The organism is Streptomyces sp. Inha503, assembly GCF_047215865.1.
GTDB classification, from domain to species: domain Bacteria; phylum Actinomycetota; class Actinomycetes; order Streptomycetales; family Streptomycetaceae; genus Streptomyces; species Streptomyces lycopersici.
Genome location: NZ_CP178360.1, coordinates 8030470 through 8048126, shown reverse-complemented (window position 1 = coordinate 8048126; position 17657 = coordinate 8030470). Strand labels below are relative to the sequence as shown.

At 72.2% G+C, this 17657-nt stretch carries 15 protein-coding genes; 6 read left to right on the top strand and 9 right to left on the bottom strand.

The window, feature by feature from the left end:
- Positions 1-23 precede the first annotated feature (23 nt).
- The gene (locus tag ACJX2R_RS34235) at positions 24-2420 is read left to right on the top strand and encodes an MFS transporter (protein WP_413103258.1); all 2397 of its coding nucleotides are present in this window, start codon (positions 24-26) and stop codon (positions 2418-2420) included.
- 106 nt (positions 2421-2526) lie between these two features.
- Here the strand turns inward: ACJX2R_RS34235 and ACJX2R_RS34230 are convergent, their stop codons facing one another.
- Entirely contained in the window at positions 2527-2796 is a 270-nt protein-coding gene (locus tag ACJX2R_RS34230) for a hypothetical protein (RefSeq protein WP_044570011.1), read from the bottom strand.
- 138 nt (positions 2797-2934) lie between these two features.
- Positions 2935-4167, bottom strand: coding sequence for an MFS transporter (locus tag ACJX2R_RS34225; protein WP_413103257.1), 1233 nt, complete (start codon positions 4165-4167; stop codon positions 2935-2937).
- 107 nt (positions 4168-4274) lie between these two features.
- Here ACJX2R_RS34225 and ACJX2R_RS34220 point away from each other — a divergent pair, with 107 nt between their 5' ends.
- Positions 4275-5165, top strand: a complete 891-nt coding sequence (locus ACJX2R_RS34220; RefSeq protein ID WP_413103256.1) for a LysR family transcriptional regulator — start codon at positions 4275-4277, stop codon at positions 5163-5165.
- Between the two features lie 107 nt (positions 5166-5272).
- Here ACJX2R_RS34220 and ACJX2R_RS34215 read toward each other — a convergent pair whose 3' ends face one another.
- Together ACJX2R_RS34215 and ACJX2R_RS34210 are read right to left on the bottom strand one after the other, a co-directional pair.
- Entirely contained in the window at positions 5273-5785 is a 513-nt protein-coding gene (locus tag ACJX2R_RS34215; protein ID WP_413103255.1) for a GNAT family N-acetyltransferase, read from the bottom strand.
- Positions 5786-6040: 255 nt separating this feature from the next.
- Positions 6041-7135, bottom strand: coding sequence for a ferritin-like domain-containing protein (locus ACJX2R_RS34210; protein WP_413106008.1), 1095 nt, complete (start codon positions 7133-7135; stop codon positions 6041-6043).
- Between the two features lie 215 nt (positions 7136-7350).
- Between ACJX2R_RS34210 and ACJX2R_RS34205 the strand changes: the two genes are divergently transcribed.
- The 4 genes from ACJX2R_RS34205 (at position 7351) to ACJX2R_RS34190 (ending at position 11064) form a co-directional block, all read left to right on the top strand.
- Positions 7351-8280 carry an AurF N-oxygenase family protein gene (locus ACJX2R_RS34205; RefSeq protein WP_262701868.1) on the top strand — a complete coding sequence of 310 codons (930 nt, stop codon included), beginning with the start codon at positions 7351-7353 and terminating at the stop codon, positions 8278-8280.
- 167 nt (positions 8281-8447) lie between these two features.
- Complete coding sequence (locus ACJX2R_RS34200) at positions 8448-9329, top strand: TetR family transcriptional regulator (RefSeq protein ID WP_413103254.1); 882 nt, start codon at positions 8448-8450, stop codon at positions 9327-9329.
- Positions 9330-9414: 85 nt separating this feature from the next.
- Positions 9415-9681, top strand: coding sequence for a hypothetical protein (locus tag ACJX2R_RS34195; RefSeq protein ID WP_262701866.1), 267 nt, complete (start codon positions 9415-9417; stop codon positions 9679-9681).
- Between the two features lie 144 nt (positions 9682-9825).
- A complete protein-coding gene (locus ACJX2R_RS34190; protein WP_413103253.1) occupies positions 9826-11064 on the top strand; it encodes an NlpC/P60 family protein in 1239 nt (412 codons plus the stop codon).
- A 24-nt stretch (positions 11065-11088) separates the two neighbouring features.
- On the opposite strand, the gene ACJX2R_RS34185 is transcribed toward ACJX2R_RS34190, so the two are convergent.
- The 5 genes from ACJX2R_RS34185 to ACJX2R_RS34165 all read right to left on the bottom strand — a co-directional run bounded on the left by ACJX2R_RS34185 (position 11089) and on the right by ACJX2R_RS34165 (position 17518).
- On the bottom strand, positions 11089-12447 hold the full coding sequence (locus ACJX2R_RS34185) for a styrene monooxygenase/indole monooxygenase family protein (protein WP_413103252.1): 1359 nt from the start codon (positions 12445-12447) through the stop codon (positions 11089-11091).
- Between the two features lie 77 nt (positions 12448-12524).
- Entirely contained in the window at positions 12525-13136 is a 612-nt protein-coding gene (locus ACJX2R_RS34180) for a GTP-binding protein (RefSeq protein ID WP_413106007.1), read from the bottom strand.
- Positions 13137-13170: 34 nt separating this feature from the next.
- Positions 13171-13563, bottom strand: a complete 393-nt coding sequence (locus ACJX2R_RS34175) for a DUF742 domain-containing protein (protein ID WP_020868455.1) — start codon at positions 13561-13563, stop codon at positions 13171-13173.
- Complete coding sequence (locus tag ACJX2R_RS34170; protein ID WP_256652484.1) at positions 13560-14051, bottom strand: roadblock/LC7 domain-containing protein; 492 nt, start codon at positions 14049-14051, stop codon at positions 13560-13562. The genes ACJX2R_RS34175 and ACJX2R_RS34170 overlap by 4 nt, the downstream gene beginning before the upstream one ends.
- Complete coding sequence (locus tag ACJX2R_RS34165; RefSeq protein ID WP_413103251.1) at positions 14048-17518, bottom strand: nitrate- and nitrite sensing domain-containing protein; 3471 nt, start codon at positions 17516-17518, stop codon at positions 14048-14050. Before ACJX2R_RS34165 ends, ACJX2R_RS34170 begins: the two co-directional genes overlap by 4 nt.
- Positions 17519-17657 lie beyond the last annotated feature (139 nt).

Here is a 17657-nt window from a genome sequence, read left to right as displayed (position 1 = left end):
CTTTCTTTGGAGGCGGCATTCGCATGCCCCAGTCAGCCCCACCTCGCGTCGCGGAACATCTGAGCGCCGCGCCGTCCGGCACGCCGCTCCCGCGGGAGGTCGGCGGCGGCTTCGTGGCGGTGCTCGCGTTCTGCGGCATCGCCGTGTCCGTGATGCAGACGCTGGTCGTTCCGCTGGTCACCGAGTTGCCCCAGCTGCTGCACACCACCAGCTCCAACGCGTCCTGGGTGGTCACCGCCACCCTGCTCGCCGGTGCCGTCTCCACGCCCGTCATGGGGCGGCTCGGGGACATGTTCGGCAAGCGCCGGATGCTGATGGTCGCGCTGGCACTGATGGTCATCGGCTCGTTGACCTGCGCCGTCACCTCCGACCTGGTGGTGATGGTGATCGGCCGGGCCATCCAGGGCGGGGCCATGGGCGCCGTTCCGCTCGGCATCAGCGTCATGCGGGACGAGCTTCCGCCGCACAAGCTCGGCTCGGCGATGGCCCTGATGAGCTCGTCGCTCGGCATCGGCGGCGCGCTGGGGCTGCCCGCCGCCGCGTTCGTGGCGCAGCACACCAACTGGCATGTGCTCTTCTACGGGGCCGCGGGGCTCGGCGCGATATCCATCGCCCTCGTGCTCGCCGTCGTCCCCGAGTCCTCCGTCCGTACCCCCAGCCGCTTCGACGCCATCGGCGCGCTCGGGCTGACGGCCGGTCTCGTCTGTCTGCTGCTGCCGATCACCAAGGGCGGTGACTGGGGGTGGACGAGCGGCACCACGCTCGGGCTGTTCGGCGCGGCCGTCGTGATCCTGCTGCTCTGGGGCGTCTTCGAGCTGCGTACCGCCGAGCCGCTGGTCGATCTGCGGACCACGGCGCGGCGCCAGGTGCTGCTGACCAACCTCACCTCGATCATGGTCGGCTTCTCGTTCTACGCGATGTCGCTGATCCTGCCGCAGCTGCTCCAGCTGCCGGAGGCCACCGGGTACGGCCTGGGCCAGTCCATGGTCATGGCCGGGCTCTACTTCGCTCCCATGGGCGTCGCGATGATGCTGGTCTCCCCGCTCTCCGCGCGGATCAACGCCTCGAGCGGGCCGAAGGTCTCGCTGGTCATCGGGCTGATCGTCATCGGCGCGACGTACGGTGCGGGGCTCGTCATGATCGACCACATCTGGCAGGTCGTGGTGCTCTCCACCGCGCTCGGCGTCGGTATCGGCATCGCGTACTCGGCGATGCCCACCCTGATCGTCAGCGCCGTCCCCGCCGCTGAGACGGGTGCGGCGAACGGGCTCAACACCCTCATGCGGTCGATCGGCATGTCCACCTCCAGCGCGGTGGTGGGCGTGATCCTGGCGCACCAGACCATCGACTTCGGTGGGGTGGCGCTGCCGAGCAAGGACGGGTTCAAGATCTCGTTCCTGGTGGCGTGCGCCGCCTCGGTCGGCGGTCTGCTGATCGCCCTCTGTCTGCCGGGGCGGCGGCGGGCGGGGCGAGTGGCGGGCTCGGGTCCGCTGGCCACTTCGGCTCCGGTGGCTGATTCCGCCCCTGTGGTCGATTCAGCTCCGGTTGGTGTTCCGGCTGGTGTTCCGGCCGCTGTCGCGGAGCCGGTCGCCGCGGGCGCCGACGATGTCGAGGTCGTCGACGACCTCCCCGTCCTCACCGGCAGCGTCATCCACGGCCGTGTCCTCGGCCCCGGCGACACCCCGCTCGCCGACGCCGCCATCACCCTCATCGACACGGGCGGCCGCCAGCTCGGCCGTACGGTCACCGGCCGCGACGGCCGGTACCACCTGCCCGCCCCCGACGCCGCCAGCGTCGTCCTCATCGGCTCGGCCGCCGGGCATCAGCCGCAGGCCGCCACGCTGCTGGTCTCGGATCTGCCGGTCGTCTGCGATCTGCGGCTGTCCGGCGGGGGCGGGCTGACCGGGTCCGTACGGGCCGTCGGCGGGGAGCCGCTGCCCGGTGCGACCGCCACCGCCACCGGGCCCGAGGGCGAGGTCGCGGGGTCGGTGACCGCCGACGAGAAGGGCGAGTTCGCGCTGCCGGAGCTGGCCCCGGGGACGTACACGCTGACCGTGGCCGCCGCCGGGCACCGGCCGTACGCCACCCAGGTGGAGCTCACCGCCGGTGAACCGGTGCGCGTGGACGCCGAGCTGCCGCCCGCGGCCCGGGTCCGGGGCACCGTACGGGACCGGGGCGGCCTGCCGCTCGGGGACGCGCGGGTCTCGCTGCTGGACGCCTCCGGGGATGTGGTCGGCCAGGTCATCACCAGTCCGGACGGGTCCTTCGGCTTCGATGCGCTCACCGGCGACCACTACACGGTGGTGGCCAGCGGCTACGCCCCGGCCACCCGCCAGATCACGGTCGGCGGCGCGGCGGGCACCGAGCGACGGGATGTGGACTTCCTGCTGGGGCACGGCGACGACGACGTCGAGGAGTGAGGCCGGGCGTCCGGGCGTCCGGGTCCCGTCTGCGGCAGGGCCCGGGCAGAGCATGACGTAAGAGGAGCAGCGTGTAAGGAGCAGCGCCCTGGGCGCTGCTCCTTACTCATTCGTCCTCCTCGGGAAGGCCCTCCTCGGATAGGCCCTCCTCCTCGGGGAGGCTCTCCCACGCCTCGCCCTTCCGGTACAGCTCGAAGCCCTCCTCGTCCGCGATGGACTCCGCCTGGGCCCGGCTGCGGAGGGAGATCTCGTACGTATGGCTGTCGACGGTCGCGTGGACGCCCGAGCCGTCGGTGACCGTCTCGATCGAATGCGTCTCGTAGATGACGCGTCCCGGCTCGCACTTGCTCCAGACCACGTGCATGCTCACTGCCATCGGACCCACTCCCGCAGACGAGTCCCCTGGTTTCAGGGTCTCACCTGATCGCCGGGTCCACATGGCCTGACATGGCCCTCGTGCCCTTCGTACCCCCCTTCGCACACCCTGCGGCACCCGTGGCCCCCGCGGCCCCCCTCACCTCCGCCTGCCGAACAGCACCACGTTCGCCAGGGCGAGGACCACCAGCGCGCCCCCGAACCACATCACACTGGGGACCGCGATCGCGTCCGCCGCCCGGCCGCCGAGCAGCGCGCCCAGCGATATCGCCACGTTGAAGACCCCGACGTACAGCGCCGACGCCGCCTCCCGCGCGTCCGGCGCCGCGTGCAGCACCCAGGTCTGGCAGGTCACCGAAACCCCGCCGTACGCCAGCCCCCACACCAGCAGCAGTACGGCCGCTCCCGCCGTCGTGGCCCCGGCCGCCGGGACCAGCAGCTCGGCCGCCGCCAGCAGGGTGAAGATGACCATGAGGGCGCGGTGTGGATCGCGGTGGGCGGTGGCGCCTGCCAGGAAGTTCCCGGCGATGCCCGCCACGCCGTACGCCAGCAGCAGGGTGCTGATCAGGCCCGCCCCGACCCCGGCGACGTCCTCGAGCACCGGCCGGACATACGTATACGCGCCGAAGTGGCCGGTGACCAGCAGCAGAGTGGTGATGAGGCCGGTCCGCAGCCGGACGTTGCGGAACAGGCCCGGCACCTCGCGCAGCCGGATGGTCCCGGTGGCGGGCAGCGGCGGCAGGGTGACGGCCATGGCGGCGGCCACGGCCAGCGACAGGGCGGCGAAGGCGGCGAACGCGACCCGCCAGTGGACCAGATCCCCGATGAGCGTCCCGATCGGCACCCCGAGCACCGAGGCCACCGCGATACCGCTGAAGATCAGCGTGGTGGCGTGGCCCGCGGAGCGCTCGGGCACCAGCCGCACCGCGAGCCCGCCCGCGATGGACCACACCCCGCCGATGCTCACCCCGACCAGCACCCGGGCGAACAGCAGGACGGCGAAGCCGGGCGCGAGCGCGGAGAGCAGATTGGCGACGGCCAGCAGCCCCATCAGACCGCACAGCACCAGCCGCCGGTCGTAGCGGCCGACGGTGACGGTGAGCAGCGGGGCGGCGAGCGCGGCGACCAGACCGGGCACGGTCATGGCCAGCCCCGCCGTACCGTCCGAGACCCCGAGCGCGGAGCCGATCGAGGTGAGCAGGCCGACCGGCAGCATCTCGGTGGTGACCACCGAGAAGGTGCCGACCGCGACGGCGACGACGGCGAGCCAGGCCGCGAGCCAGTTCCCGAGCCGGGCTCCGAGCGGCGAGCGCACCATCGGAGGTGACCCGGATGTGCCTGCCGGAGCGGTGAGTTCCGTGCTATTGGACATGTCTTTAGCGAACAGCTGTGCCCCTGCGGGAACAACGCCGAAGTTTTCAGCCTTCCATGAGCGAGGCTCATCAATCCGCGATCGGTAATGGGAGTCGGTGGGAGGCCATGGCCGAGTTGGAGATCCGCGAGCTGGAGTGCTTCCTCGTACTGAGCGAGGAGCTCCACTTCGGCCGCGCGGCCGAGCGGTTGTATGTCTCGCAGAGCCGGGTGAGCCAACTGCTGCGGAACCTGGAGCGCCGGATCGGCGCCCGGCTGCTGGAGCGCACCAGCCGCCGGGCGCGGCTGACCCCGCTCGGCGAGCGGTTCCTGGCCGAGCTCCGGCCCGCCTACGAGGCGCTGTACGGGGCATTCGAGAGCGCCCGCGGAGCGGCGCGCGGGGTGGACGGCGTGCTCCGGATCGGGTTCCAGGGGGCCGCCGATGAACGGGTGACGGCGGCCATCGCGGCCTTCCGGGAGCGCCACCCCGGCTGTGAACCGACGACCGTGGAGATCCCGCTGGCCGATCCGTTCGGCGCGGTGCGGGCCGGTGAGGTGGACGCCGCGATCGTCTGCCTGCCGGTTGCCGAGCCCGATCTGGTCCTCGGCCCAGTCTTCTCCAAGCAGCCGCAGACCGTGGTGGTCTCGGCCCGCCATCCGTTCGCGGGCCGCGGCCGGGTGGACTCCGAGGCGCTGGCCGACTGCCCGCTGATCGGCCCGTCCGCCCCCGCGCCGCGCTACTGGCACGACGCGATGGCGCCCGCCACCACCCCCGGCGGGCGGCCCATCCCCCGTGGGCCGCTGGTGCACACGCTCCAGGAAGGGCTGGCGGCGGTCGCGGCGGGCCGGGGCGGGATGCTGCTGTGCGCCCCGACGGCGGAGTACCACCGCCGCCGGGACATCACCTTCGTACCGGTCGAGGGGGTGCCGGACTCGATGCTCGGCCTGGTGTGGCGCCGGGCGGACGAGACCGCGCGGTTACGGGCGTTCGGGCGGACGGTGGAGGAGCTGTGCACGTAGGCGGGGGCCTGAGCCACCGCCCGTGACCTGCCCGCATATCGACCAGCCCGCGTATCGACCAGCCCCCGTATCGGCTGGCCCACGTATCGACCAGCCGCGTATCGGCTCTAGCCCACATCCCTGCGCATGCACACCCGTGGCCAGCGGTCCAGCCCGTGGCCGGCCTCGCTGAGCCGGATCTCGCGGAGCCCGGGGGTCAGCTCGGCCTCGGTCAAGGCCCGGAAGCCGCATCGCGCGGCGTAGTACGGGGCGTTCCAGGCCACGTCGACGAAGGTGGTCAGGGTGAGCGCGGGGACGCCGTCGCCCGCGGCGCGCGCCGCGATGTGGTCGATCAGGGCCCGTCCCACGCCACGGCGGGCGCTGTCGGGGTGGACCGAGATCTGCTCGATATGGATGTTTCCGTCTACGGGGTCGGTGATCAGGTACGCCATCGCCCGGTCGGTGTCGTCCACCGCGACCCAGGCCCGTCCGGTCCGCTGGTAGCGGCTCAGCTCTTCCAGGCTCAGGGGCTCGTCATCGGCGACTTCGTCCATTCCGATGTCCCGGAAGCAGAGTCCGGCGGCGCGCTCTATGTCCTGGAGGACGGGGAGTTCTTCACTGGTGCTCGTTCGAATCCGCACCGCACCATCATCCTCCGGAACGCCGGAACGCCGGAACGCCGGGACAAAGGCGTGCCCCCCACCGCCGTGGAGAGCACCCTTCGGCCGTTCCTTCATATGAACGCATATGAACGCATATGAACGCCACCGGACCGAGATCACCCCAATGACCTCGGCCTCATTCGCTGGCGGTGATCACGAATCTACCAAGGTCGCTGCGCGGAGGCGAGGTTGAGGGCGCGTCATGTACGTACTCACGCCTGCGCCGCTACGTACTCACGCCTGCGCCTCGGCCGTCGCCCCCTCCGCGATCGCCTCGTCGACCTCGCCCGTGCGCGCCGACTCCTCCGCCGCGAAGCGCTGCTGGTCCAGCCGCTCGGCCAGCTCCTCGTCCTGGTTCATCAGCAGGTCGAGGTTGCTGTCGCCCAGCTCCAGCACGCCCATGTCGACATACGCCCGCTGAAGCCGCTCGCCCCACAGCCCGATGTCCTTCACGCACGGCACGATCCGGCTGAAGAGCAGCTTGCGGAACATGTGCAGGAACTGCGACTGCTCGCAGTACTCCTCGGCCTCGGCCTTCGGGATGCCGAAGTTCTCCAGGACCTCCACGCCGCGCAGCCGGTCGCGCATCAAGTAGCAGCCCTCGATGACGAATTCCTCGCGCTCGCGCAGCTCCGCGTCGCTCAGCTGCCGGTAGTAGTCGCGCAGCGCCATCCGGCCGAAGGCCACATGGCGGGCCTCGTCCTGCATGACGTAGGCGAGGATCTGCCGGGGCAGCGGCTTGTCGGTGGTGTCACGGATGAGGCCGAACGCGGCGAGCGCCAGGCCCTCGATGAGCACCTGCATGCCCAGGTAGGCCATGTCCCAGCGGGAGTCGCGGAGGGTGTCGCCGAGCAGGGTCCGCAGATCGGTGTTGATGGGGTAGACCGTGCCGAGCTTGTCGTGCAGGAAGCGGCCGTAGAGCTCGGCGTGGCGGGCCTCGTCCATGGTCTGGGTCGCGGAGTAGAACTTGGCGTCGAGGTCGGGCGCGGCCTCCACGATCCGGGCCGCGCACACCATCGCGCCCTGTTCGCCGTGGAGGAACTGGCTGAACTGCCAGGCGGCGACGTGATGGCGCAGCTCGCCCTTGTCCCGGTCGGTCATCCGGTCCCAGTGGCGGGTGCCGTAGAGGGCGAGCGACTCATCGGGGGTGCCCAGCGGATCGTACGGGTCCACGTCCAGGCCCCAGTCGATCCGCTTGACCGCGTCCCACTGCTTGTCCTTGCCCTTCTGGTAGAGGGCGAGCAGCCGGGCCCGGTGGTCGTCGTACTCCCAGCTGAATCGGGCGGCGCCGCCGGCGGGCACCTGCCAGAGGGGGTCTCCGGGATCCATCGCGTAGAGCTCTTGCGTCGCCACCGACGCCTCCTTCGCCTCGCTCCCCCGTGAACGGATGCGTACTCGGCAGGCTCACACGCCCGTTACTCGGCGGTCAATAAGACCTCCTCAAGGGATTGACGGGCTTGCTGACACGGAGTCTCATAAGAGGTATCCGCCGGTAACCGTGCCCACCGGCGTCTGTCCGAGCCATCAGTGAGGTGCCCTCGACGATGTCCACCACGACCGAACCACCCGCGCTCAGGGACGCGCTCGGCCTGATCAAGGACCGCGAACGGGTCGCGGAGCGGCTGCTCCAGTCCTCCGCCAAGCACTCCTTCGACCCCGACACCGAACTGGACTGGGACGCGCCGTTCGAGCCCGGCAAGTGGTTCTGGCCACCGGAGCTGGTGTCGCTCTACGACACGCCCATGTGGCGCCGGATGTCGGAGGAGCAGCGGCTGCTGCTGTCCCAGCACGAGGCGGCGGCCCTCGCCTCCCTGGGCATATGGTTCGAGATCATCCTGATCCAGCTGCTCACCCGGCACATCTACGACAAGCCCGCGACCAGCGCCCATGTGCGGTACGCGCTCACCGAGATCGCCGACGAGTGCCGTCACTCCAAGATGTTCGCGCGGCTGATCACCAAGGGCGGCACCCCGGCGTATCCGGTCGCCCCGCTCCACCACAACCTGGGCCGGTTCTTCAAGACGTTCTCCACCACGCCCGGTTCGTTCACCGCGACCCTCCTCGGCGAGGAGATCCTGGACTGGATGCAGCGGCTGACCTTCCCCGACGAGCGCGTCCAGCCGCTGATCCGCGGGGTGACCCGGATCCATGTGGTCGAGGAGGCCCGCCATGTGCGGTACGCGCGCGAGGAGCTGCGCCGCCAGATGCTGCGGGCGCCGCGCTGGGAGGCGGAGCTGACCCGGATCGGTTCGGGGGAGTTCTCCCGGATCTTCTCGCAGGCGTTCATCAACCCCAAGGTCTACACGGACGTGGGGCTCGACCGCCGTGCGGCCGTCGCTCAAGTGCGGGCCAGCGCCCATCGGCGCGAGGTGATGCGCAACGGCGCCCGGAAGCTCACCGAATTCCTCGATGACGTCGGGGTGATGCGGGGCGTGGGGCGCCGGTTGTGGAAGAGCTCGGGGCTGCTGGGGTAGAGGGTGACGCCTGCGGCGGAACATGCGGCGGAGCCGCATATCGGCGCTGCGGGACGGGGTATCGGCCGCCGGGCCGAGGGGCGTTGGGCCGCCGGGCCCAAGGGCCCGGCCGGGTCGGGTCGAAGGGGGCATCCGCTTCGTAACGACGGGCGGTTACGCTGCCAGGCATGACGACAGGCAGCGGCACCGCTCCGGCGCCCCCGGAGGCGACAACCCCGGCGGAGGCGAGTGGCGCCGCGCGCCCGGCGGCGGAACCCCCGGACACCGCGAGCCCATCGGCGATCGCGCGGCCACCGGACGCCGCGAGCCCACCGGACACCGCGAGCCCACCGGCCGCGCGCCGGGGCAGCTACCGCAGGCTGAGCGTCGAGGCGCGGCGCGCCGAACTCCTCACCGCCGCGCTCGACCTCTTCGCCCACCGCGCGCCCGAGGACGTGTCGCTGGACGATGTGGCCTCGGCCGCCGGGGCCTCCCGTCCGCTGGTCTACCGCTACTTCCCGGGCGGTAAGCAGCAGTTGTACGAGGCGGCGCTGCGCAGCGCCGCCGATGAGCTGGAGCGGTGCTTCGAGGAGCCCAGGAGCGGCCCGCTCAGCGCCCGGCTGAGCCGGGTGCTGGACCGCTATCTGGCCTTCGTGGACGAGCACGACGCGGGGTTCAGCGCGCTGTTGCAGAGCGGCAGCGTGGCCGAGACCTCGCGCACGAACGCGATCGTGGACGAGGTCCGGCGGGCGGCGGCCGAGGAGATCCTGCTCCATCTGGCGGTCAAGGAGCCGGGTGCGCGGCTGCGGATGATGGTGCGCACTTGGATCACGGCCGTCGAGGCGGCCTCGTTGATCTGGCTGGACGAGGAGAAGCGGCCGTCCCCGGCGGAGCTGCGCGACTGGCTGGTGGACCAGTTCGTGGCGATGCTGACCGCCACCGCGGCCACCGATCCGCAGACGGCCCGGGTGATGAAGGCCGCGGTCAGGATGGAGCCCGCCGAGGGGCCGGTCGGGCGGCTGGCGCGCCGCGTGGTGCCCTCGCTGGGCGAGGCGTCGCATCTGCTCTGACGGGCAGGGCTGCTGAGACGTACGGTCGTGGCGAGACGTACAGCCGTCGTGAGACGAACGGCGTCGTGAGACGTACGGTCGTGGCGTGAGAAGCGAGGAGACGCCCTTCGTGGGCGGGCCGCTGGACGGCCGGGTACTGCCGGTGCTGGTCGGCCTCACGGGCCAGCCGCCGAAGACCTATGAAGTGCCGGTGGAGGACGAGGCGGGCGGACCGCCGACGGTGTATGTCTACCGCAGGGTTCCCGCCGCCACCTCCAAGCGGCTGGGCCTGGTCCGGGGCTGGGCCTATGAATACGACCCGGAGGGGAAGCCGGGTGGCGGGCCGAAGTGGCCGTGGTCCAAGCCGAGCTGACCGCCGGGCCGACTGACCCCCCGCCGGACGAGTGACCGTATTCGTCCGACTCGCCCACAATTCTCCTGAAGATACGAACGTCATGCCACGATCCCTGCTGAGCTGGACGCCGGACAGAGGCGTCTCGGAGCCGGAGGTGATCACGTGTCAGGACGGATCGTGGGCTCGGTCTGCGCGGCGGCGATCACCGCGGCCGCCGCGCTGGTGCCCGCCGTTCCGGCGGCCAAGGCGTCGGCCGCCCCCGCCCGCCCCGCCGACCGTTCCGTGTCCGAGCTGCTGACGCAGCTCAAGACGCTGTACCGGAAGGCCGAGGAGGCGACGGAGGCGTACAACGCGACCGAGGAGAAGCTGCACAAGCAGCGCACCAGGACCCGGGAGCTCACGGCCCGGCTCGTCCACGCCCGTACGGACCTCGCCGTAAGCCATGACGACGCGGGACGGCTGGCCCGTCGGCAGTACCAGGGCCACAGCGCGCTCTCCTCCTACAGTTTCCTGCTGACCCTGCTCACCCCGCACCCGGAGAAAGCCGCCGACGAGGCGCGGGAGCTCGATCGGGCGGCCGGCCGCGAGGCCGCCCTGATCCGGCGGCTGACCAAGGGCGAACGGCGCGCCGACACCATCGCCACCCGGGCGCGGACCGCGCTGGACAAACAGCTGTCCCTGGCGGCGAAACGCAAGAAACAGCGGGACAAGGTGAAGGGGCAGCTCCGCTCCATCGAGAAGCTGCTGGCCGCGCTCAGCACCCGCCAGATCGCCCAGGTGGCCCAGCGCGAGCGCCAGGAGACCGCCAAGGCCCAGCGCAAACTGCTCGCCTCCGGCGCGCTCGGCCCCGCGAACGGCGCTTCGAACGGCACCTCGAACGGCGCCGCGGGCCCGCCCGCCACCACGAACCGCGGCACGAACGGCGCCACCCCGGCGGCTTCCGGCACCCCCTCCCCCGTGGCCACCGTCACCGCGCCCCGCCCCCGCCCCCACCAGCCCCCCGGCCGCCGCCCCGGAATGGCGTCCGCGGAGGCCGGGCGGCGGGCGCTCGCCTACGCCCTGAACCAGATCGGCAAGCCGTACGTCTGGGGCGCCGAGGGGCCGAACTCCTTCGACTGCTCGGGGCTGACCTCCGCCGCCTGGGCGTATGCCGGGCGGACCATCCCGCGCACCAGCCAGGAGCAGTGGCGCCAGCTGCCACGGGTGCCGCTCAGCCAGCTGCGCCCCGGCGATCTGGTGGTCTACTACAAGGGGGCGAGCCATGTGGCGATGTACGCGGGCAAGGGCCAGGTGGTCCAGGCGCCACGCCCCGGCCAGCGGGTGAAGCTCTCCCCGCTCGCCTCCAATCCGCTCCAGGGCGTGGTGCGCCCGGGGCCGGTCACGGTGGCCAAGAAGCGGTGACGGCTCCGGCGGTGGCGGCCGGTGTCAGCGGAAGGACCGGACGACCTCGGGGGCGTGGTCGTCCATCTCGACCTCGTCGTCGGACCCACCAACATCGTCGGCCTGGGCTTCGGCGGCCGCAGCCTCGGCGGCCTCGGCCGCTTCCCTGACCTCGTCCAGATAGGCGGCCGTCTTCTCCGGCTCGTAGAAGAAGTTCTCGAAGTCGGAGGGGTCGTCGAAGCCGTTGGCGATGCGGTGGGCCACGGCCGGGAAGGCGGAACCCGCACCGAGGAGGTTCACGATGTGTTCCGGCGGCGGGGCCAGCATCGCGTTGGTCCACTTGGTGACGTGCCGCGCGCTCTCCCAGTAGCGGTCGAACGTCCTCCGCATCCACTCCTCGTCGAACGGCCGGTCGCCACGCTCGAGGATGCTCTCCAGATAGGCCGCCGCGCACTTGGCCGCGGAGTTGGAGCCCTGTCCGGTGATTGGATCGTTGGCCACCACGACATCGGCGACACCCAGGACCAGCCCGCCGCCCGGCAGCCGCCCGATCGGGTGGCGTACGGTCGGCGCGTACCGCCCGGACAGCGTGGCGCCCGCGTCCGTCAGCTCGACCTTGGTGGCGCGCGCGTACTCCCAGGGCGTGAAGTGTTCCATCAGCTCCAGGACGCGCTCCAGGTGCTCCGAGGGGTCGGTGATGCCCTGGAACGCGTCGGCCGGGCCGCCCGGGACGGTCTCCCAGAAGAGGATGTCGGCGCGGCCGCTGGTGGTGAGCGCGGGCATCACGAAGAGTTCGCCGACGCCGGGGACGAGATTGCAGCGCACCGCGTCGACGCCGGGGTGCTCGGGGCGCGGGCCGAGACCGTGCACATAGGCGACCGCGAGGGCGCGCCGCGGGGTGTCGTACGGGGAGCGGGCGGCGTCCCGGCCGAAGAGCGAGACCAGTTCGCCCTTGCCCGCGGCCACCAGCACCAGGTCGTACTTCCTGGCGAGGACGTCCAGGTCGGAGACGGCGGCGCCATGGATGACCACCTGGCCGCCGCGCTGCTCGAACGTCTCCATCCAGCCGGCCATCTTGATCCGCTGGTCGACGGACTGCGCGTAGCCGTCGAGCCGGCCGACCCAGTCGATGACCCGCGGATGGCCCCCGGGAGCCGGCGGCCCGGCGACCGAGACCCCGAGGCCCTCGATCCGCGGCGCCCGCTCCTCCCAGAAGTTGAGCTCCAGATCGCGCTCGTGGTCCAGCGCGGTGTGGAACATGCACTGGGTGGACATCACCCGCCCGCCGCGGATCTCATCGGCCGTCCGGTTGGACATCAGCGTGAGCTCGTAGCCCTGGGACTGGAGGCCCAGAGCGAGTTGGAGGCCGGATTGACCGGCACCCACGATGAGTATCTTCCGCATGGCTGTCGACTCTCCCTCACGCTCGGGCCGGAAAGAGGAACGGAGCATTCCATCCCACGGGCGGAGCAGAGGTTACGTCACTCGGGTGACACGTCAACGGCGTGCCTCACCAGCGCCAGCAGCGCGTCCACGACCGCGATCCGGCGCCGGGCGTCCATCATCACCACGGGTACGGAGGGCGCCACGGAGAGCGCGTCCCGTACGTCCTCGGCCTGGTAGAGCGGAGTCCCCTCGAAGTGGTTGACCGCCACCACATACGGCAGTCCGAGGCTCTCGAAGTAGTCCAGTGCCGGGAAGCTGTCGTCCAGGCGCCGGGTGTCGACCATCACCACCGCGCCGATGGCCCCGCGCATCAGGTCGTCCCACATGAACCAGAAGCGCTGCTGGCCGGGGGTGCCGAAGAGATACAGGACCAGATCGTTCTCCAGCGTGATCCGGCCGAAGTCCATCGCGACGGTGGTGGTCAGCTTCTCGGGCGTCGCCTCGAGGTCATCCACGCTCTCGCTGGCCTGCGTCATCAGCGCTTCGGTCTGGAGCGGAGTGATCTCCGAAACCGCGCCGACGAACGTCGTCTTGCCGACGCCGAAGCCTCCCGCTATCACGATCTTGGTGGCGATCGGCGCGCGGGAGCGGTCCGTCTGCCACCTCTGGAGCACCTCCTCGGCCCCGGGTATCCCGGCCCCGGGTATCTCCGACGTCGCCGGCGGGGTCGCCGTGATCGTCTCAGAGCCTGCGAAGTCCACTGAGCACCCTTTCGAGCAACGCGCGGTCCGGCTGGCCGGGGCCCCGCCCGGTGCCGTAGACGCGGATCTTTCCCTGGTCGGCCAGGTCACTGAGCAGGACGCGCACCACACCGAGTGGGATCTTGAGCATCGCGGAGACCTCCGCGACGGAGCGCATCCTGGCGCACAGTTCGATGATCGCCCGGATCTCCGGCAGCATCCGGGAGTTCAACCCGCTGGGGGCCAGGTCGAGCCGTCCGTCCGGAGATTCCAGCGCCGCGACGAAGGTCTCCACCAGCAGCACATGGCCGGAGCGGGTGCGGCCACCGGTGAGTGAGTACGGACGTACGCGAGCGGGTTTACGGGCGGGTCGGCCGGACCCGGCGGCCGTCACTGCGCGTGCTCCAGCGACCTGCGTAGTTCATTGCGGAGCTCGGGGGTGAGCACATGTCCGGCCCGGCCCACGAAGAGCGCCATGTGATAGGCGACGACGGTCATGTCGCAGTCGGGGGTGGCGTGCACCCCCAGCAGCGAACCGTCGCTGATCGACATGACGAACAGACTGCCCTCGTCCATCGCCACCATCGTCTGCTTGACACCGCCGGCGTCCATCAGCTTCGCCGCGCCGAGCGTGAGGCTGCCGAGCCCCGAGACGATCGTCGCCAGATCCGCGCTGGAGCCCTTGGGGCCGTCCTGCGCCGACGGATCGGCCGCCGCGGCCGCGGCGTGGTGCCGTGTGTCGGAGGAGAGCAGCATCAGCCCGTCGGTCGAGACGACCACGACCGAACGGACGCCCGGCACCTCCTCGACCAGGTTCGCCAGCAACCAGTGCAGATTACGGGCCTCGCGACTCAACCCGTAGGTACTACTGGGCGCATTCACCCGCGTGCCTCCTCAACCGTGCCACCCTCGTTCTGCGCCCCCGTTTGCCCTGCTGGTCCCCCGCGCCCCCGCACCGGCTCGCCGCGGGCGGCGATCTCGGCGGCGGCGTCGCGGTGTCCCTCGCGGGCACCGCGCTGGAAGCCACCGAGCCGGCGCCGCAGTTCCTCCGCGCTCACCGAGCCGGTCCGCTCCCGTGGATCGGGCTCCCGGAGCGCCACGTTCCGCGGTCGGCGCTTGGGCAGCCCCTTGTCGGTGCGCGCCACCTCGTCGTCCGGGCGGGCGTGCTGGTCGGGTCCGATGGCGTACGGATCGGCGGACGGCTCACCGCCGCCTGCCCGCTCACCACCCTCCGCCGTCCTGCCGCCGGATGACGGCGGGCCGCTGCCTTCCGGGTCGTCGTACGACGCCGGGCCGCTGCCTTCCGGGTCGCCGTACGACGCCGGGCCGCCGGGCCGCGCCGGGCCGCCGTTGGCCGGGCCCCAGGCGGCCGCGCCGACCGGGCGTATGCCGTGGCCGCCGATGTACCACTCGCGGTCCGCGTGGTCGTCGGGGTCCGCGCGGCCGTCGCGGCCGTCGGCGTCCGCGCGGTCCGCGGCGTCCGCACGTGCGTCGCGGCCCTCACGGCCCTCACGGCTCTCACGGCCCTCCCGGTCCTCGTGGCTTTCGCGGTCGGCGGGATCCATACGGTCCGAGCGGCCACCGCGGTCCTCGCGGTCCGCCTGGCTCTCGCGCAGGCGGCGGAGCGTCAGCTCCATCGTCCGCTCGACGGCCGGGACATCCGGCTCCTCGGCCTGGGAGGCCGGGGCCTCGTCGTTCGCACCGGACCGTGTGCCGTCCGGCCCGTCGGCCTGGGCCAGCTTGGGGACGCGCTTAGGCAGGGCGGGCAGCGTACCGGCGCTTTCCGGGGCCGGATGGCCGCGCGGCGGCGTGGGCTCCATGGGGTAGTCGCGGCCGGTGTCCGCGGTCCGCCCCCACCGCTCGCCGGGGACGGCCCAGGGGGCGCTCGGCTCCGGTTCGGCGGCCGCCTCGACGGACGCGCGGTCCGGGTCGAGCGCGGGCTGCGGCCCGAACGCGGGCTCCGCACCGGGACCGGGCTCACCAGGCACGGGCTCCGGGCCGGGTCCGGGCTCCCGCGCCGTCGAGGACGCGGCCGCGGTGTCGGCGGCCCGGGGCGCCGGGTCCGCGGGCTCCGCTTGCGGCGGGACCGGCGCGACCGGCTCGGTAGCCGACGGCTCGGCGGCGGCTCCCGCCCCGGCGCTCGGCACACCCTCTCGGTCCTGGGAAACCTGGTCCCGAAGACCCTCGGGGCCCCCGTCGCGCGCGACCGAACGGGCCTGCCCCGGCAGTGCGTTGGAGTTCGCCTCGGCCTCCGAGCCCGGGAAGCCCAGGAAGGAGGACGGTCCGGTGGCGCCGTACGTCGCGCCCACGCCCACCGGCGGGGCGGGCGGCAGCCCGGCGCCGGGCGGACCGGAGGGGAGGATCTTCGTCGGGAGGACGACCACGGCCGCCACCCCGCCCGGCTGCTGCTCGCGCAGCTGTACGCGGATGCCGTGGCGCGCGGCCAGCCGGGTCACCACATACAGCCCGAGGCCCAGCGGATCCTCCGGCTGGGGGCCCTGGCAGTACTCGGGCACGGGGTCGGCGAGCCGGTTGTTCAGCTCCACGAAGCGCTCGGGCGTCATGCCGATGCCCTCGTCCTGGACGGAGAGCATGACCTCGCCGGTCTCCAGCAGCCAGCCGGAGATCTGGACCGCCGCGTCCGGCGGAGAAAACGATGTCGCGTTCTCCAGGAGCTCGGCGATCAGATGGCTGACGCTGTCCGCGGCGAACCCCGCGACCTGGGCATGCGGCGGCAGCGCCTGGATCTGCACCCGGTCGTACCGCTCGACCTCGCTGATCGAGGCGCGCAGCACATCCAGCAGCGGCACCGGCCCCGGGTGGGTGGCCTTCTGCTCGGAGCCCGCGATGACCAGGAGGTTCTCACCGTAACGGCGCATCCCGGTGGCCAGGTGGTCGAGCTGGAAGAGCGTTTCGAGGCGGTCGGGGTCCTGCTCCCGCTCCTCCAGGGACTCGATGATGGCGAGCTGGCGCTCGATCAGGCCGAGCGAGCGCAGCGCGAGGCTGACGAAGCTGCCGTGGACCCGGGCCCGCAGCCCCTCCAGCCGGGTGGTGACCGCGTCCCGCTCGGCGCGCAGCCCGTCCCGCTCATCGGCCAGCCGCTGCCGCTCACCGACGAGCCGGGTGCGCTCGCGCTCGAGCTCGGCGACCCGCTCGTACGTCCGCGCGGCCTTGGCGTGCAGCTCGTTGACGGCCCGTACGGCGTCCGCGAACTCGTCGTCGCGGCCCTTGAACTCCACCGGTTCCTCGGCCGCCGGATCGGCCGCGACCCGGCGGGCGCCGAGCCGCAGGGCGGCCAGCGGCCGGGTCATCGAGCGGGCGCTGTGCACTCCGGCGCCGAGGGCGACCAGCAGGGCGGCGCCCACGATGCCGATGCGCAGCTCCAGGTCGGTGACCTCGTCGTCCCGCACCCGCGCGAGCTGGGCGGCCTCGGCCGAGGCCAGCGAGGACTGTGCGCCGCGCATCTGGTCGAGCCGGGCGTTCAGAGCGGCCTCGACGCGGTCCTTCTGGAGGAAGAAGTCATTGCCCGCGAGGCGGCTCTGGTCGGTGAGCCGGGCGAGGTAGCGCTCGGCGGAGTCGACCTCGGTGCCGCTGACGGTGCGCTGGTAGGCCTCGCGCATGGCGGCCGGGGCCAGCTGTTCGAAGTCGTCGAGCGCCGACTGCTCGCGGAGGTTGGTCCGCTGTGCGGCCGAGACCAGCGTGGGCTGGCCACCGCCCGCGTCGAGCGCGGCCAGCAGTAGTCCGCGGGTGGCGGATGCCTCCTCCACCGCGCGGCCGAGCGGGGCCAGCGCGGCGGTGCCGCCGGACTCGGCGTCGGCCGGGAGCCGGCGGGTCAGGGTGTCGGTGATCCCGTTTAACGCCTGGACGGTCCGGGTGTAGGCGGTGAAGACGTCGGTGGCCGAGCCCTTGCCGGTCAGCGCCTCCTGCCGGAGCTCGGGGAGGGCGTCGAGGCGCCGCCGGACGGAGGCCGGGACGTCCCCGCGCACCTCGCGGACCCGGCGGTCGACCCGGGCGCGCATCTCCTCGGAGACCCCGTGGCCGGAGGCGGAGGTGCGGCCGTCGGCGACATAGCGGGTCATGGCGTCGCGCTCGTCGGCGAGGGCGTGGGCGAGGGTCACCGTGGAGCGGTTGGTCTCCGCGAGGTCGACGAGGTGCTGGGCGTCGGTGGTGTCGTCGAGGGCGAGCAGAACGGCGGGGGTTCCGGCCCCGAGGACGGCGACGGAGACGAGGGCTACGGACGTGGTGAGCCGACGGCGGACGCGTACGGTGCGCCGTCGCGGCGCCGCCTCATCGTGGCGTGGCTCGCCGACCGCATCACGCGTGGTGCCCCGAAGCCGCTTCTTCCGCACCGGTGCTCACAATCCATTCTCGCCCGACCGCTGACGTGGACCAAGAGGTGACGACGGATCAACAATCGTGTTTCCCCACCTCTGGTAGGGATTCCGACCCTTTCAGGACGGGTCTGGGGCGGGTACGCATCACCCGCCC

What these genes read in the sequence shown, in the direction of transcription:
- ACJX2R_RS34235 (WP_413103258.1), top strand. Translation starts at nt 24, where the DNA reads ATGCCCCAGTCAGCCCCACCTCGCGTCGCGGAACATCTGAGCGCCGCG.
- ACJX2R_RS34230 (WP_044570011.1), bottom strand. Translation starts at nt 2,796, where the DNA reads ATGGCAGTGAGCATGCACGTGGTCTGGAGCAAGTGCGAGCCGGGACGC.
- ACJX2R_RS34225 (WP_413103257.1), bottom strand. Translation starts at nt 4,167, where the DNA reads ATGTCCAATAGCACGGAACTCACCGCTCCGGCAGGCACATCCGGGTCA.
- ACJX2R_RS34220 (WP_413103256.1), top strand. Translation starts at nt 4,275, where the DNA reads ATGGCCGAGTTGGAGATCCGCGAGCTGGAGTGCTTCCTCGTACTGAGC.
- ACJX2R_RS34210 (WP_413106008.1), bottom strand. Translation starts at nt 7,135, where the DNA reads ATGGATCCCGGAGACCCCCTCTGGCAGGTGCCCGCCGGCGGCGCCGCC.
- ACJX2R_RS34205 (WP_262701868.1), top strand. Translation starts at nt 7,351, where the DNA reads ATGTCCACCACGACCGAACCACCCGCGCTCAGGGACGCGCTCGGCCTG.
- ACJX2R_RS34200 (WP_413103254.1), top strand. Translation starts at nt 8,448, where the DNA reads ATGACGACAGGCAGCGGCACCGCTCCGGCGCCCCCGGAGGCGACAACC.
- ACJX2R_RS34185 (WP_413103252.1), bottom strand. Translation starts at nt 12,447, where the DNA reads ATGCGGAAGATACTCATCGTGGGTGCCGGTCAATCCGGCCTCCAACTC.